Annotated in this window: 17 protein-coding genes and 1 other annotated feature; all 17 genes read right to left on the bottom strand. The window is 41.9% G+C overall.

From position 1 onward, the window contains the following. Nucleotides 1-33: 33 nt before the first annotated feature. Complete coding sequence (locus tag MOO45_RS01645; RefSeq protein WP_249514694.1) at nucleotides 34-2523, bottom strand: hypothetical protein; 2490 nt, start codon at nucleotides 2521-2523, stop codon at nucleotides 34-36. A gap of 382 nt (nucleotides 2524-2905) precedes the next feature. Continuing rightward, on the bottom strand, nucleotides 2906-3352 hold the full coding sequence (gene tadA / locus MOO45_RS01640; RefSeq protein ID WP_249515122.1) for a tRNA adenosine(34) deaminase TadA: 447 nt from the start codon (nucleotides 3350-3352) through the stop codon (nucleotides 2906-2908). Nucleotides 3353-3386: 34 nt separating this feature from the next. Continuing rightward, nucleotides 3387-3995 carry a class I SAM-dependent methyltransferase gene (locus MOO45_RS01635; protein WP_249514692.1) on the bottom strand — a complete coding sequence of 203 codons (609 nt, stop codon included), beginning with the start codon at nucleotides 3993-3995 and terminating at the stop codon, nucleotides 3387-3389. Between the two features lie 32 nt (nucleotides 3996-4027). Continuing rightward, nucleotides 4028-5572: a ribosomal protection-like ABC-F family protein gene (abc-f, locus tag MOO45_RS01630; RefSeq protein WP_249514691.1), complete on the bottom strand. Its 1545-nt coding sequence runs from the start codon at nucleotides 5570-5572 to the stop codon at nucleotides 4028-4030. A gap of 73 nt (nucleotides 5573-5645) precedes the next feature. Continuing rightward, on the bottom strand, nucleotides 5646-6014 hold the full coding sequence (gene rplL, locus MOO45_RS01625; RefSeq protein ID WP_249514689.1) for a 50S ribosomal protein L7/L12: 369 nt from the start codon (nucleotides 6012-6014) through the stop codon (nucleotides 5646-5648). A 29-nt stretch (nucleotides 6015-6043) separates the two neighbouring features. After that, entirely contained in the window at nucleotides 6044-6553 is a 510-nt protein-coding gene (gene rplJ, locus MOO45_RS01620; RefSeq protein ID WP_249514688.1) for a 50S ribosomal protein L10, read from the bottom strand. 26 nt (nucleotides 6554-6579) lie between these two features. Continuing rightward, nucleotides 6580-6693: a sequence feature (ribosomal protein L10 leader region), on the bottom strand. A gap of 18 nt (nucleotides 6694-6711) precedes the next feature. After that, a complete protein-coding gene (rplA, locus tag MOO45_RS01615) occupies nucleotides 6712-7395 on the bottom strand; it encodes a 50S ribosomal protein L1 (RefSeq protein WP_249514687.1) in 684 nt (227 codons plus the stop codon). Between the two features lie 94 nt (nucleotides 7396-7489). Beyond that, nucleotides 7490-7915 (bottom strand): 50S ribosomal protein L11, encoded by a 426-nt coding sequence (gene rplK / locus MOO45_RS01610; protein ID WP_249514685.1) that lies wholly within the window; start codon nucleotides 7913-7915, stop codon nucleotides 7490-7492. Nucleotides 7916-8036: 121 nt separating this feature from the next. After that, nucleotides 8037-8582: a transcription termination/antitermination protein NusG gene (gene nusG, locus MOO45_RS01605; RefSeq protein WP_249514683.1), complete on the bottom strand. Its 546-nt coding sequence runs from the start codon at nucleotides 8580-8582 to the stop codon at nucleotides 8037-8039. A 108-nt stretch (nucleotides 8583-8690) separates the two neighbouring features. Further along, nucleotides 8691-8867, bottom strand: a complete 177-nt coding sequence (secE, locus tag MOO45_RS01600) for a preprotein translocase subunit SecE (RefSeq protein ID WP_249515121.1) — start codon at nucleotides 8865-8867, stop codon at nucleotides 8691-8693. 143 nt (nucleotides 8868-9010) lie between these two features. Next, the gene (locus tag MOO45_RS01595; protein ID WP_249514680.1) at nucleotides 9011-9622 is read right to left on the bottom strand and encodes a hypothetical protein; all 612 of its coding nucleotides are present in this window, start codon (nucleotides 9620-9622) and stop codon (nucleotides 9011-9013) included. An 83-nt stretch (nucleotides 9623-9705) separates the two neighbouring features. Further along, nucleotides 9706-11019 (bottom strand): D-alanyl-D-alanine carboxypeptidase family protein, encoded by a 1314-nt coding sequence (locus MOO45_RS01590; RefSeq protein WP_249514679.1) that lies wholly within the window; start codon nucleotides 11017-11019, stop codon nucleotides 9706-9708. A 14-nt stretch (nucleotides 11020-11033) separates the two neighbouring features. Then, nucleotides 11034-11561, bottom strand: coding sequence for an NYN domain-containing protein (locus MOO45_RS01585; protein ID WP_249514677.1), 528 nt, complete (start codon nucleotides 11559-11561; stop codon nucleotides 11034-11036). Next, on the bottom strand, nucleotides 11558-12328 hold the full coding sequence (gene rlmB / locus MOO45_RS01580; RefSeq protein ID WP_249514675.1) for a 23S rRNA (guanosine(2251)-2'-O)-methyltransferase RlmB: 771 nt from the start codon (nucleotides 12326-12328) through the stop codon (nucleotides 11558-11560). Before rlmB ends, MOO45_RS01585 begins: the two co-directional genes overlap by 4 nt. Next, nucleotides 12309-12722: a Mini-ribonuclease 3 gene (locus MOO45_RS01575; RefSeq protein WP_249514674.1), complete on the bottom strand. Its 414-nt coding sequence runs from the start codon at nucleotides 12720-12722 to the stop codon at nucleotides 12309-12311. Before MOO45_RS01575 ends, rlmB begins: the two co-directional genes overlap by 20 nt. Then, entirely contained in the window at nucleotides 12719-14131 is a 1413-nt protein-coding gene (gene cysS / locus MOO45_RS01570) for a cysteine--tRNA ligase (protein WP_249514673.1), read from the bottom strand. The genes MOO45_RS01575 and cysS overlap by 4 nt, the downstream gene beginning before the upstream one ends. A gap of 67 nt (nucleotides 14132-14198) precedes the next feature. After that, entirely contained in the window at nucleotides 14199-15692 is a 1494-nt protein-coding gene (gene gltX, locus MOO45_RS01565; protein WP_249514671.1) for a glutamate--tRNA ligase, read from the bottom strand. Nucleotides 15693-15763: the final 71 nt, after the last annotated feature.

The following is a 15763-nucleotide window of genomic DNA, read 5'->3' as shown; positions in this document are numbered from 1 at the left end:
CTTGCGGGTTATTTTTTGAATTCAGAATTAAACTTAAAGCGAATTATTCAACGTCCACGTGACCGTCCCTGAGAACTGCCCCAGTGGCTGACCTGAATAATCGTGATGCAACTGAAAATGACCATTCCCGACAGCATCTGTCAAATCCGAAATCCCCTTGGTAGTAAAACCAGCCGCATTCAACGGCGCGGGACTGGAACTAATCGGCGCAAAAGCACCAGCACCACCTGAACGATAATAAATCAAAGCCTTGGTGATATCAGGTTGCAAGAAATGCAAGCCACTATCGTGCAACGCTCCGGTATATTGCACATCAACATGATAGGGCATATTGCTGTCAGTCGCGGCGACATAATGACTAACCTTGAGCTGACCCGTGGTCTGATTGCTAAAAGGTCCTGCCGCCACATTGGCTTGCTTGCCAAAATCAATCAACGTTGGCACACTCACAAAATAATCAAAAGTCTGTCGATAAACATTGGTTGATGACGATATCGCCAGTGGTGAGGACACCGCCGGTGGGCGAATGTCGCCACTTAAGCTGGCCTGCACCTTGACCGTGTTCGCTAACGAATCCTTAACACTTTCATACTTAGCCCCGGCTTGACCGGCCACCGCATCAGCATTCGTCTTCGCCTTGTACGTCAAATCAATAACATCGCCCGCTTGAAAACCACCATTGCGCGTGACGGTAATCGCCCCCGTGCTAGGATTCAGCGTGGCCGAGGCGTCCACCGGGCTCCCATCACGATGCTTGACTGTCACCGTTGAGGTTTGCGCTGGAAAACGTAAATTCGCGTTCGGACTATTCTGAAAAGTCAACGAATTCACACTAAACGAGGTGTCAGGATCCACCGTGTATTTGGCTTCGTAACCAAGCTGATCACCGGGCACATACATTGCTGATGTAGCATAACTGCCCACCTGATTGCGCGTCAAATTCTTCACTTTGGTTGTTAATTTCGGTTCATAGGTCGTTTTAGCAATCGGAATTTGGAGAGCGGGAGAAGAGGCTGTAAATGACTTACCCTTGTTGGAATCGTAACCATTATAAGTTGTGGAAATAAGCAAATTGCCATTTAATGCATCATTTGCCACGGTCACGGGATATTTGAGAGTAAAATCGTTATAATCAAATGCAAAAGATTCATCCGATGGAGGCGAAATTTTCAATTGTCGACTATTCGCATCATAAGATAAACTAGGGTGGTTAGTTTGACCATCACACAGAGTCCAACCGTACTTGACAATAGAATGGCCATCGGGAGAATTGGGGTCATTAATACTGTAAGCAAATTTGGCCTGCACCTGTTGCAAATCACTAGTCGTCAGCTTTAACCCCTTCGGTAAAGTGATCGTAAAGTCATGCCCCCATAATTTGTTACCACCAGTCCCCGCATCCCAAGCATTCATTGTAACGTTCAACTTATCCCCCGGATAATTTGACCCACTCCCACGCGTATTTGTGTAGCTTTGTTTAAATTGTAGATTAGGATATCCCAGCGCTACAAGCTTTAAATTCACATCATAATGAACCGTTTGATTCGGTGCTACCGTTTGCCATGGCCATAATAATTGATAATTCCAACTGCCATCCCAACCACCTAGCGGTTTATTAAACCAAGAAATTGTATCACCAAGTTGATAATTCTGAGCTTCTAAACCCACCGCATCAATAAAAGAATGATGACTGGAATCCATATAATAATTCTTACCCTTCACTAACATATAACGTGTAGGACCATCATGCACATCAAAATTAACGAATAAACATCTACTGCTTTGTCGTTCAATTCTAAATCCTTGCTGACTACCTAAAGATATAGCCCGAGGCCAATCATCAAAATCAAGACTCCACGTCCGATAATTCAAGATCCCAAACGAACGCCGTGCGTCAGAGACATTCTTGACAAAAAGTTGCGTATCAAAACTACCGTCCGAATTAGGCGTTACTAACTCTTCACACAATAACGAATTTAAAGGCGTGTTTGCTAACAGACCTGCCACACTCGGCGCATAGGCCATTTGTTTAATGCCCAACACTTTTCCTGTGGTTTTATCTTTAATCCTATAAAACTTCTTTTGCGTATTCGTATTGCCACCCGTTAAACTCGCAAAAATTCCGTGATTTTTGAACGAAGTCGTATTGGGATTGTCTATCAATGAATAACCATTATCGTATAAATCACAACCAGCCCCCACACCGAGACTATTAGTGATTCCAGTCCAATCAGTTGAATTGGGTTTTTGATAATAAAGTTCACTGTTAGTTCCTATAGCATATTGTGCAAGGTTAGCTGTACTAGTAACGCCATTAGTATCAGTTGTAATCCCTAAATTTTTACTGCCGGCAAAAGCATACAGACCATTATTCCTATCAACGATCCCACCTAATCCTGAATAACCAACTTCCTCATATGTATCTTGATCAGCATTAAAGCCATCATCAATCATCGTCGGCGTAATGTCCGGGGGTGCAATCTTCGTCTCAACTTTAGCTCGAACCGGCTGGCTGATCATCACCAAACCAAGCCAAGTTAGTAGGAGTACCCCCCCCCCCCTAGAATTTTCTTATAGTTACTATTAGTTTTATCTAAACGAAATAAATGAGAAAATATTTTAACATACTTCTCCTCTGTGAGCTGACATTTGTGCTTGTGAAATTAATTTCAGTTTAGTCGATTTAATCGGTGCTTGCAAATGCCTACACAAGTCAAAATGTAAATCATGCGAATTATTTTTCGCCAAAATGGCAATTAATGTATTTGATTCCGTAAAAATATTTTGTTCGATCGAAGTTTGATTAATATTAAGAAGATTTTAATTCAACAATTGCCAATAAAAATTTTTGAAAAATATTTTTTTGGCGCACAAAAAAACAACCCAATTCCCATTCATCAGGTTGTTACTGTTGGTGCTTTTGCCGAATCTCATGAAAAAAATCCGTTAAGAGCTGGGCACATTCAGACTCTAAGATTCCACCTTGATAATCAGGACGGTGATTATACGGCAGTTCGAAGAGATTCGTTAAGGAACCGACCGAACCGGCTTTGGGATCCCAAGCGCCAAAGACGACGTTATTGATGCGGCTATTAATAATCGCCCCAGCACACATGGCACACGGCTCCAAAGTCACAAATAAGGAGCAATATTCCAAGCGCCAACTGTTTAACCGTTGGCTGGCTTGCTCAATGGCGATTAACTCCGCATGAGCCAAGCTGGCTTGTTTAGTTTCGCGTTGATTGAAGCCTTGCGCAATGACTTGGTTGGTCTGCTCATCAACGATGACTGCACCGATCGGGACTTCAGCTAAGGAACGGGCCTGTTGCGCCGCCACCATGGCTTGTCGCATATGATCGGTTAATTGTGCGGGCGTATATAATTCGCTAATTGTTTGTCTTAACACTGTTAATAATATAATATCCTTTATCTCGTTGTTTGATTTCTGCGTTCCCGAAGCTAGCTTGCATCAGTTGTTGATAGCTTTTCGCGCCTTGCTTTTTTTGTGCCACTAACCAGAATTGCCCCTTAGGACTCAGATGTGCAGACGCTTGTTGAATCATTGCGCTCACCACTTTTTTCCCTGCGCGAAACGGCGGATTCGTATAAATCGCCGCGTAATTGGTGGCCGCAATCTGTTCATAAACATCAGATGTGAAAATATGCACATTCATTAACTGATTGTTGGTCGCATTCTGGCGAGCTAACGCCAACGCCCGTTCATTGAGATCCGTCATATCGACTTGCCGCCCCGTTTCTTTCGCCAACGTTAAGCCAATCGGTCCATAGCCACACCCCAGATCTAATAATGGTCCCGCAACTAGTCCCGCAACATCAATCGCCGCCAACAACGCTCGCGTGCCATAATCAATGGTCTGCTTGGAGAAGACCCCACTATCGGTCACAAAGTTGAGTGACTGCTGGCGCAGTGTAAAGGGAAATTCTTGATAATGATGCGCCGCTGTGGGATTGCTCGTGAAATATTGCTCCGTCATCCAAAACACCTCGTTGTTTGGTTTACTTATTATCAATGCAGATTATCTTCGATATCCAGCACTTTATCAATCCATGAACTGTCATAAAAGTCCGTTTCGTGCGTAATTAACACTACGGTGCCGGGATAATCAACTAACGCTTGCCGCAATGCCAACTTGGTATCGTCATCCAAATGATTGGTCGGCTCATCTAAGAATAACACATTCGCCGGTTGGAGCATTAATTGCGCTAATTTGACCTTCACTTGTTCGCCCCCGGATAACGTTTTGATCGGTGACGTGACTTGTTGTTGTGTCAGTCCTGTTTGAGCTAAGGTCCGGCGCAAATCTTTGGGTGCTTGCGCGCTGAATTGTTGTTGCAAAATCGTCAATGGTTCCGCCATAGGTGACGACCAATTCAGATTCTGTTCATAATACGCCATTTGAATCGTGGGCACGCAGCTGACTTCCCCCGCAATCGGTGGAAGCAAGCCTTGAATCGTCTTCAATAAAGTGGTCTTGCCAATGCCGTTAAAACCTTTAATCACCACTTTTTCACCCATTGCCAGCGAAAAGTTCATTTTTTGAGACAAGAGGGGAGCTTGATAACCGATCAACAAATCATTAGCTTCCAGAATGATATGATTCTTGTTGTCAACATATGGAAAGTTAAAATGAGCTAAGTGCTTTTGCGCTGGCGGTGTTAACTGATCCATGCGCGCCAACTGTTTCTCCCGACTCCGCGCACTTTTGGAACGTGAACCTGCCTTATTCTTTTGAATATAAGCCTGCGTCTTGGCAATCTTTTTTTGTTGACTCGCGTAAGCCTTCAAATACGTGCGTTGATCGGCCTGCTTTTGACGCAAAGCTTGCTGCAAATTGCCCGTATACAGCGTTAACTTACCTAATTCAATATCACAAACCACATTTACAACTTGATTCAAAAATTGATAATCATGCGAAACGACCACAAAGGCGCCCTCAAAATGCTGCAAATAATCCGCCAACCACGCAATATGTCGCTGATCCAAATAATTCGTCGGCTCATCCAGCAGCAAAATATCCGGCTGCTCTAACAACAACTTCGCTAAAATCAACTTGGAACGCTGGCCCCCGCTTAATTGCGCCACATCATGCTCATAACCCAGCACATCCAAACCTAAGCCCTGCGCCACTTCGGCAACTTTCGCATCAATTTCATAATAGCCTCGCGTCTCTAGACTGCCCTGCAACTCACCTGCTTTCTCCAACAAGTCTTCCGACGTGTCCTGCGCCAATGTTGTATAAATCTCTTCCAGTTGCTGAGCTTGATCGAGCAATTCTTGAAAGGCTGTTTGCAAAAATTCTTTGATGGTTTGCCCCGGTTTCAAATTGGCGTATTGATCCAAATAACCAACTTTGACTTTTTTCTTCCACAACACTTTGCCGCTATCTGGCACCAATTGCCCAGTCAAAATATTAATCAGCGTACTTTTGCCCACACCGTTTTGACCGATAATGCCTAAATGGTCGTGATCGTTCACTTGAAAATTGGCATCATCATACAACGTTTTATCCAAAAATTGCTGACTTAAATGTTCCACGCGCACAATACTCAAAATGTTCTCCTAATTTGTCCAAATAAAAAAGCCATCGAACTAAGTCGATAGCCTTTCATTTTCAAAACTGTAATTATTTCAAAGTTACAGTAGCGCCAACTTCTTCAAGTTTAGCTTTCATTTCGTCAGCATCAGCTTGAGCTACGCCTTCTTTAACAACGGAAGGAGCCTTGTCAACTAAGTCCTTGGAATCCTTCAAGCCTAAGCCTGTGATTTCACGAACAGCCTTGATAACTTTAACTTTTTCTTGACCAGCTTCAGTCAATTCAACGTCAAATTCATCTTTAGCAGCAGCGGCATCGCCACCAGCAGCACCAGCTACGGCAACAGGAGCAGCAGCAGATACATCAAATTCTTCTTCAATTGCCTTTACTAAGTCGTTTAAATCGGAAATACTTGCTTCTTTCAAAGAAGCGATAATTGAGTCTTTATCGAAAGCCATTTTTATTCCTCCAATGGATTATAAATTAATTAAGCAGCGTCGCCGTCTTCAGATTTTTTATCAGCAACAGCTTTAACAGCATAAGCAACTTTGCGGACAGGATCTTGCAACATTGAAGCAAGAGTTGCCAACAATTCATCATGACTTGGCATATGAGCGTATTCATCAATCTTGGCTAAGCTTTGAACTTCACCTTCGATAATACCACCCTTGATTTCCAAGACATCAGCAGTTTCAGCAAATTTAGAGATAGTCTTCGCTGCAACGATTGGATCTTCATAAGAAAATGCTACCGCTGTAGGACCAGTAAAGGCTTCATCTAAACCTTCAAAGCCAACTTTATCAGCAGCACGCCGTAAAACAGAGTTCTTGATAACGCGCATTTCAACATCTTCAGCCGTTAATTGACTCCGCAATTCAGTCACTTGCGCAACATCTAAGCCCAAATAATCAACAACAATAACTGATTCAGAACGCTTGATTTTGTCAGCAACTTCATCAACTAAATCTTGTTTAGCTTTTAAAACAGCATCTTTCACGTGGTTTCACCTCCATAATTATTTCTACCTAAAATTAAAGGGCACCGCGACCAAGTCACGATGCCCTAACGAATAGCATCAGCCTCGGCAGGATATTAAGACATAGTCACCTGAGTCTTAGGTAGTTTCTTTTTAAAAATCTAACATCATTTAACTAATTAGTCAACTGCTACCTTGATCCCGGGACCAAAGGTTGAAGTCAAATAAACTGAGTTCACATATTGACCCTTAACTGTTGCCGGACGAGCTTTCACAACAACATCATTTAAAGCGTTGAAGTTTTCAACTAATTGATCAACATCAAAGGAAACCTTGCCTAATGGTGCGTGAATCAAACCTTGCGCATCAGCACGGTAAGTTACTTGACCAGATTTGATATCATTAACAGCTTTCGTGACATCCATCGTGACGGTACCCGTCTTCGGGTTAGGCATTAAACCTTTCGGTCCTAAGATCCGACCTAAACGACCAACTTTAGCCATCATTTTGGGTGTTGCCACAACAACATCAAAATCTAACCAGCCGTCAGTAATCTTATCAACTAAATCGTCATCACCAACAAAATCAGCACCAGCTGCTTGCGCATCTTTAGCTTGTTGGCCGTCAGCAAAAACTACCACACGTTGAGTTTTACCAGTACCATTAGGTAAAACCATTGCGCCACGAATTTGTTGATCAGCTTGTTTGGTATCTAAGTTCAAATTAAAAGCAACTTCGATGGTTGCATCAAAATTTGCGTAATTAACCTTTTTCAATAATTCCATTGCTGCTTTAGGATCATAAGCTTGGTTTTTATCAACTTGCTTAGCAGCTTCTAAATACTTCTTTCCATGTTTAGCCACGTTTTGTTCCTCCTTGTGATTGTGGTCAAGTGGGGTTTTACCCCTCCCACTTTGACAAGCTTTTAGCTTTCATTACTTTTTGATCAAATAAAACTTAGCCTTCAACCGTGAAGCCCATGCTCCGTGCTGTACCTTCGATCATCCGCATTGCTGCTTCAACATCGTTAGCATTTAAGTCCTTGAGCTTTGTTTCCGCAATTTCACGCACTTGATCTTTCGTAACTTTCGCCACTTTTTCATCGCGAGGATTACCGGAACCTTTTTTCACACCGGCTGCTTGCATTAACAAGACAGCTGCTGGTGGTGTTTTGGTCACAAAATCAAATGAACGGTCTTCATAAACGGTAATAACAACCGGAATAACCATTCCCTTTTGATCAGCGGTCCGAGCATTAAAATCTTTTGTGAATTCAACAATATTGATACCTGCTTGACCTAAAGCAGGACCAACTGGAGGAGCTGGTGTTGCTGCTCCACCTGGAATTTGCAATTTAACAACATTTGCAACTTTTTTAGCCACGGTACATACCTCCTTAAGTCCGTGATGTGGTAAAAAATGGGAATTAAAATTTTCCCTCCCACAGAAATGTCTAAGACATTCTTATTGATGATATCATAATTAACTTATCAACACAAATGACTTAGATGCGTTTAGCGTCACTGTAATCAAGTTCAGTTTCTGTCAAGCGCCCAAACATATCTACTTCGACTTTTAATTTGCCATGTTCAGCATCAATTTCGGTGACCGGACCTTCCAAACCAGCAAACGCACCCGTGACAATTTTGACATTATCGCCAATTTCAAATTCAATATCATAATTAGGCTTATCTTCTTGAATTGAACTCAAAATACTAGCAACTTCTTCAGGTAAAAGCGGTGCGGGCTTACTTCCAGCCCCATGACTGCCGACAAAGCCCGTCACACCCGGAGTATTTCTGACGACAAACCAAGATTCATCAGACATCACCATTTCGACTAGCACATAGCCGGGGAAAGTTTTCTTCATTTCAGTCTTAACTTTGCCGTTTTTGCGTTCCGTTTCTTCTTCTTCAGGAACTACTGCTTGAAAAATATAATCTTCCATCCCCATCGATTGCGCCCGTGATTGCAAGTTTTCCTTGACACGATTTTCGTAACCAGAATAAGTATGCAAGACATACCACATCTTATCGCTTTGTTCTGCCATTATTAATACCTTCTTTAATCAAATAAAAAAAACCTCGCGAATACGAAGTTTTTGCTGTTAATCTAAATTTATTCTAGCAAATTCTTTCCGAAACTACAAACGTTAAGACTAATGTGAGACTAACATTGTCACTAACAATTCAAACAGCCAATCACAAGCACCCAAGAAAACTGCAAAGAACAGAGAAGTTAAAATAACCGTCATCGTATCATGCCGATTTTCTTTAGCTGTCGGCCATTGAACCAATTTCATTTCTTGTTTAACACTTTTTAAAAATTTCATTATTTAACCCTCTATCTCGTTTCTTGATGTTGACTTGCAACTGATGTGCGATAGTTATGCGCACCGCAAATCTGACATTCTAACACAATTTTTACACGTTTCATTTTCTCATCCATCACTAGATCATAAATATAACGATTCTGTCATTAAATGTCAAGCAGGACACCATGGTAAAAAGCCATAAATTTGCTGCGACTGCGTTGGCTAGCTTGGCTAATTTGTTTGGCCGAATAAGGTGACGTCTGCACCAGATACGTCATTTTGGTCCCCAACAACATTTGTAAGCCCTGTAATTCAACTAATGATAAGTGTTCCAGCAGCTTGCGAAAATCCTGAAACAAAAACTCAATCTCATTTTTAGATGCATTGACATTATAATCTGCCTGCAAATCATTCTCCAAGTCAGGATTAGCTTGCTTCAAAGCCTCCATCGAAACGGCTTGAGTATTAGTTTGACGCTTCACAGCCAATTGCTGGCGTAGTAAATTCGTCCAATGATTCTGCAAACGTAATTTGTAAAAGCTACCAAATTTTGAACCTTGTTGTTCATTAAAGCGGCGACAAGTTTCAACACAAACGATCCGCGCTTCTTGACGCCAATCATCTTGATCAAACAAACGTAATTGATATCTGCGCCGAGTATTTTCAATTAATGGCAAATACTTATAAAACAATTTTTCCAAAGCTGCCGAATCATTTTGTTCACGCACCGCTTTAACCCATGTCAATTCTTGCTTGACCAAATCCTTAGTTTGCATAAAACTTCACACTCAAAAGGGATGAATGAATCACAAATATAGCAAACTCTTCCCTATTTGATAAGCGAACAAGCGTTTACAGACTAAGCTAAAAATTGTAGCCGTTGATGCTGACTTTGAAATTGAACTGTTAAACGTGGTTTGGACGTCAAAACTTGCGCTTGATAACACATTTGCAGCGAAGCAGCCTGCGACGTGGTTAACCAGATTGCTTGTGTTTTGGCTTTTTGCCAATGAATAACCGAGACTTGCTTCAAGGTCAAAGACTGCGCCGCTTTTTCTAAGAGTTCCCGCGCCTGCAAAAAACGAGCGGAATCACTGGGCGCATGCAATAAAACGAAAATAACCCGTCGACCGTAAATCTTGCCCGTAACCGTTACACACGCCCCCGCTTGCGTACTCGTTCCGGTTTTAAAACCATCAACGGAAACCACTGTCGAGCCAAATTTAGTACCGGGTAGCATCTTGTTCGTATTCGGTAAACTACGATTATCAATTTGTACTTGTTTTTGCTGCGTAATTTGCAGTAAGTTAGGGTTTAATGCTAACAATTTTTGCGTAATCTTAGCCAGATCCTGGGCACTAAGTTGATTTTCATTGACAGTCGCTTGTGGATTATCATTCAACATCGGATCCAAAGTTTTAGGCAAACCATTCGCATTCACAATTTGACAATCCGATAATTTTAATTGGCGTGCCTGCGCTAACATTTTGGTCACAAAACGATCTTGACTACCATACAAATATTGCCCCAAAACCATGACTGCATCGTTAGCACTAGCGACCATCGTGGCTTCTAACAATTGCTGCATGGTGTACGTTTGACCAATTTTTAAGCCCGCATTCGTCAGACCGGTTTTTTGATCTAAACCAACAATAACGTCTGAGGCCACGATCGGCGTTTGCAAATTCAGATGCCGTTTTTTAATCGCTTGTTCAATTGTCAAAACGGCTAACAGCTTCGACATTGACGCCACTGGCCGCGCAACTTGCGCTGATTTTTGCCATAAAATCTGACCGGTTTGCTGATCAATCAAAATACCTGCGGTAATGGCGGTCCCAAATTGTTGATTACTCAAAACACCAGTTGCTTGTTGTGATCTGGATTTCACAGGCGTGATTTGTTGGCTAATTTTGACCAAGCGCTGTGCTCGTTGTTTAATGGCCGGTAGGGCTTGTTGTTGCTGTAATTGATAATTGGTCTGTTGTAATTGCGACCATTGTTGCGAATTAAATTGCTGTTGACATTGTTTCAATAACACAATTTGCTGCAAATATTTTTGGGCCTGTCTGGCATCACTTTGCTTTAAAAGTTGGGTTGCTTTTGCAAAATTTCCTTCACCAATTTCATGTTTTGCCAGTGCTACTTGCCAATGAACGCTGCAACCACTTACCAAACAACAACAACAAATTAGGAGTTGGAGGACAAGTGATCGCGCAATTTTTCGAGTTGTTCTAATTGATCTTCCCTCCAAGGATTATTACGTTGGACTTGTCGATCAAAATGCTGCCGACTTTCTTGCTGCAACTGTCGACGCATCTCTTTGATCCGTTTATAAAAATCAGTCGACGAAATTCGACTGGCACCTCTGGAAAAAACAGTCCACTGCACAGCTTGATCAGATGTCACCACCGTGATTTGATTGGAAACCTTATTTAATTCATTCGTGAGATTTTGAATATAGGTGTCCGCTGTCACCGCTTCAGGGGTAAAAATGACGTCCAACTGCCATTTAGTAAACTGCTCTTTCAATCCGGGCACATACATAGCATCAAAGACGACAATAATCTGCCCACCAAAAAATTTTCGATAATCTGCCAAAATCGACAGCAATTGATCGCGGGCATCTGCCAAGTGATCTTGTTGCTTTAACTGCGTTAACTTTGGCCAGCTGCCAATGACATTATAGCCATCCACAATTAAAATTCTGTTTTTCATCGATTAGCACTTTCACGACTGCTGAAAGCTTGATATAACAGCACACCGGTGGCTACGCTCGCGTTTAAACTTTGAACATGACCTACCATGGGAATTGTCAGCATCTGATCGACTTGTTTTTTGACCAAAGTTGACAGACCGCTGCCTTCGTTGCCAATCACCAACGCAATCGGACCTTGAGCATTCCAGGTCCGATAATCACTGCCTTGCATATCGGTCCCAAAAATCCAAATTCCTTGCTCCTTCAAGTCCTGAATCGTTCGCACCAAATTCGTCACGCGCACAATCGGCATATGTTCAATGGCACCCGTGGACGTTTTCGCCACCACTGAAGTCACCCCAACCGACCGCCGTTTAGGAATAATCACGCCATTGACACCCACTGCGTCGGCAGTTCGCAAAATGGAACCAAAATTATGCGGATCGTTTAAATTATCTAAAATCACAAAAAAAGGTGTTTGCTGCTGATCTTTCAGTCGCTGCAACAAGTCCGGTAATTGTGTATAAGCAAATGGAGTGACCGTCAAAACGATGCCTTGATGATTGCCATTATTCGACAACTCGTCTAATTTTTGCTTCGGCGCATCTTGAATCACCAATTTTTTGGCGCGCGCTAGCTTAACCGCCTCTTTAATCCCACTATTATGCAAACCACGCTGCAAAAAAATTTTATTAACTTTTTGGGGTGCATCATCCGCTTCTAAAACCGCCAACGCCGCATGATGACCAAAAATAATTTCAGTTGAATCATCGGAAATCGAATTCATCACTATGACCTGCCTCTACTTGCTCAATACACCATTGAGCTAATTCTTCTAATCGTTGATCTTGTCCACTTGCCTTGAGATAGCCAAAAATTGCCTCAAAACCCGTCGAAATATTATACGTTTGGACGGACGTATTTTTGGCGTGTGTATAACTTTTGGCATTCCGCCCACGCTTAAAAATTGCCAGTTCATCGTCTGTTAAATAATCATATTGTTGCATCAAAGCAATCAGTGCCGCTTGGGATTTAGCCGACACAAAATGTGTTGCTCGTTTTTGTAAGCGATTCACTTTTGTCAAGCCCTGATTTAATAAATGTTCACGGACATAGGCTTCCCAGACAGCATCGCCGAGATAAGCCAAAGTCACGCCGTTTAGTTGTTGATAATCAATCATCCTTTATGCCACCGCGTTCCTTGAGGAGTGTCTTCTAAAATAATACCCTGTGCTTTTAATTGGTCACGAATTGCATCACTTTGGGCAAAGTCTTTTTGTTGGCGTGCCAATTGACGCTGCTCAATCAAGTCTTGCACTTGCGCAGCCAACTGCTGTTCACTTTGAAATTGAATTCCAAAAATACCTGCCAACTGAGCAAAAACTTGCTGTAATTGTTGTAAATTCTGTTGATTAACTTGCGCACGTTTCAAGTACGTATTAATCAAACGTTGGATCTCAAACAAATCACTCAACCCGTTTTGCACATTAAAGTCATCGTCCATATGCGTTTGAAACTGATGTTCCAACTGCGCCAATTGCCGTTGAACCGTTTCATCTAAAGGGGATTGAGCGTTTAATTGCTCGAGGCGAAAATTCAAGTTTTGCCATGTCGCCGTTAGATGCTGCAAATTATTTTGTGAAGCCTGCAGATTGGCTTTTGAATACTGAATCGGTCGCCGATACTGCGTACTTGCCATGAATAAACGGACAACTTGAGGATCTACCTGTTGCAACAATTCATGCACCGTGACAAAATTGCCTAACGATTTACTCATTTTTTCATTAGCTTCACCAACGGTTACAAAGCCATTATGCAACCAATATTTGGCAAATTGTTGCTCTGTATGCACTTCACTTTGCGCAATTTCATTTTCATGATGAGGAAAAATCAAATCTTCGCCACCCGCATGAATATCAATCGTCGCACCTAAATATTTGCCCGCCATCACCGAACATTCAATATGCCAACCCGGTCGACCATATCCAAAAGGTGAAGGCCAAGATAATTCATCTGCGGGGGATTGTTTCCACAACGCAAAATCCAAAGGATCTTCTTTTTTTGCCGTTTCTCGAGCTGTAATTCGTTGACTAGCTCCCTGTTCTAAATCATCAACCGACTGATTCGACAATTGACCATAGTGTGCAAATTTGCGCGTCCGATAATAAACGTCGCCAGCACTCTCATAAGCGTAACCCTTGGCCAACAAATCCTGAATAAAGCTAATAATTTCATTCATATTGTCAGTAGCTTTGGGATTAAGTGTTGCTGGTAAGACATTTAACGCCAGTCGATCTTCATGAAAAGCTTCAATATACTTGGTCGTCAATTCATGGGGCGTAATTTTTTGTTCCTTGGCTGCACGAATAATTTTGTCGTCAACATCAGTAAAATTAGACACATAATCGACTTGATAGCCTCGATATTCTAAATAACGGCGAATCGTATCAAACGCCACTAAAGAACGGGCATTGCCAATATGAATGTAATTATAAACAGTCGGACCACAGACATACATCAGCACTTTCTGGGGATTTTGTGGCACAAACTTTTCCTTTTGGTTCGTTAAAGTATTAAAAACGCGAATCATGAATTCACCTCTCATAAAAAAACAGCTTATGAATGTCTTTAAGCATATCATACGCTGTTTTATAAATTTAGTCTGTTAACTGGTTGAGTGTTTCTGTTAAATGCTGTTGCGTACGTTGATAACCCAATAATTCAATGGATTCACCAATCCCCGGACCATGCATGGAACGCGTCGTAGCAATCCGAATTGGCATATACAATTTGCGACCTTTAACACCTACTTCATCGCGAACTGCAAAAATCGCCTGCATAATTTGGGTTGCGGTAAAGCGTGGTAACTGTTCAATTTGCCGTCCAAAAGCTTGTAAAGTTACCAAAGCGTCATCATTATTTAACTCTGCAATCGCTTCTTCATCTAGTTTGGCAGGATCATGGAAGAAAATATCGGACAATTCGACAATTTGACTGGTATAACTCATCTGATCTTTAAATAACGCTACCAACGCCCGCAACCATTCGATCGTCTTAAAATCTAAATCGTTAGACTGAATTACGCCAGCTTGCAGCAAGCTCTGAATAGATAAATCGGTAATTTTGCTCAAATCAGCAGCTTTCACATACTGATTATTGACCCACTCTAATTTTTTCTGATCAAAAGCAGCTGGTGACTTGCTTAAGCGTTTGGGATCAAATTGTTTAATAAATTGCTTGCGCGTAAAGATTTCATCCTCACCAACTGGTGACCAACCTAACAAGGTAATGAAATTAAACATTGCTTCCGGCAAATAACCACGTTCTTTATATTGTTCAATAAACTGCAAAACACTTTCGTCTCGCTTGCTAAGCTTCTTACCAGTGGCCGTGTTAATAATCAAAGACATATGGCCAAACTTCGGGGGTTGCCAGCCTAAATAATCATAAATCATCAATTGCTTAGGCGTGTTAGCTACATGGTCATCGCCACGTAACACATGACTAATTTGCATCAAGTGATCGTCAATCACCACCGCAAAATTATATGTTGGCATTCCATCACGCTTTTGGATCACCCAATCGCCGCCAATTGTATTGGACTCGAACTGGACTTTGCCCTTCACCATATCGTCCCATTCATAAATCTTATCATCAGGAACCTTGATCCGAATGACTGGTTTAATCCCCTTGGCCTTGGCTTTGGCGATCGTGTCAGCTTTTTGAGCGTCAGTCATACCGGCAAATTCATATTCATAATGCGGCATAATTTTGGCTGCTTTTTGCAATTCGCGTGCCGTCGCTAACTCTTCTTCTGTCTTATAAGATTCATAAGCCACACCAGCATCTAATAATTGCTGAATATATTTTTGATAAATTTCCTGACGTTCTGACTGGCGATAAGGACCATAATCCCCACCAACATCAGGGCCCTCATCCCAATCCATACCTAACCATTTCAAATTCTCTAACTGACTTTGTTCACCGCCAGTCACGTTTCGTTTGGTATCCGTATCCTCAATCCGAATCACGAAGGTACCTTTATTATGTCGTGCAAATAAATAGTTAAATAACGCTGTTCGCGCATTGCCAATGTGTAAATGTCCGGTTGGACTAGGCGCATAACGAACTCGAATTTTATTATCAGTCAAAATAAACTCCTCTTTCTTGACAAGATTACCATCATTATATAGCTTAACTGCTTTAACTCAAAAAGCCAAAT

This window comes from Bombilactobacillus folatiphilus (genome assembly GCF_023380265.1).
In the GTDB taxonomy this organism is placed as follows: domain Bacteria; phylum Bacillota; class Bacilli; order Lactobacillales; family Lactobacillaceae; genus Bombilactobacillus; species Bombilactobacillus folatiphilus.
This window is presented reverse-complemented; position numbering and strand designations above follow the sequence as displayed.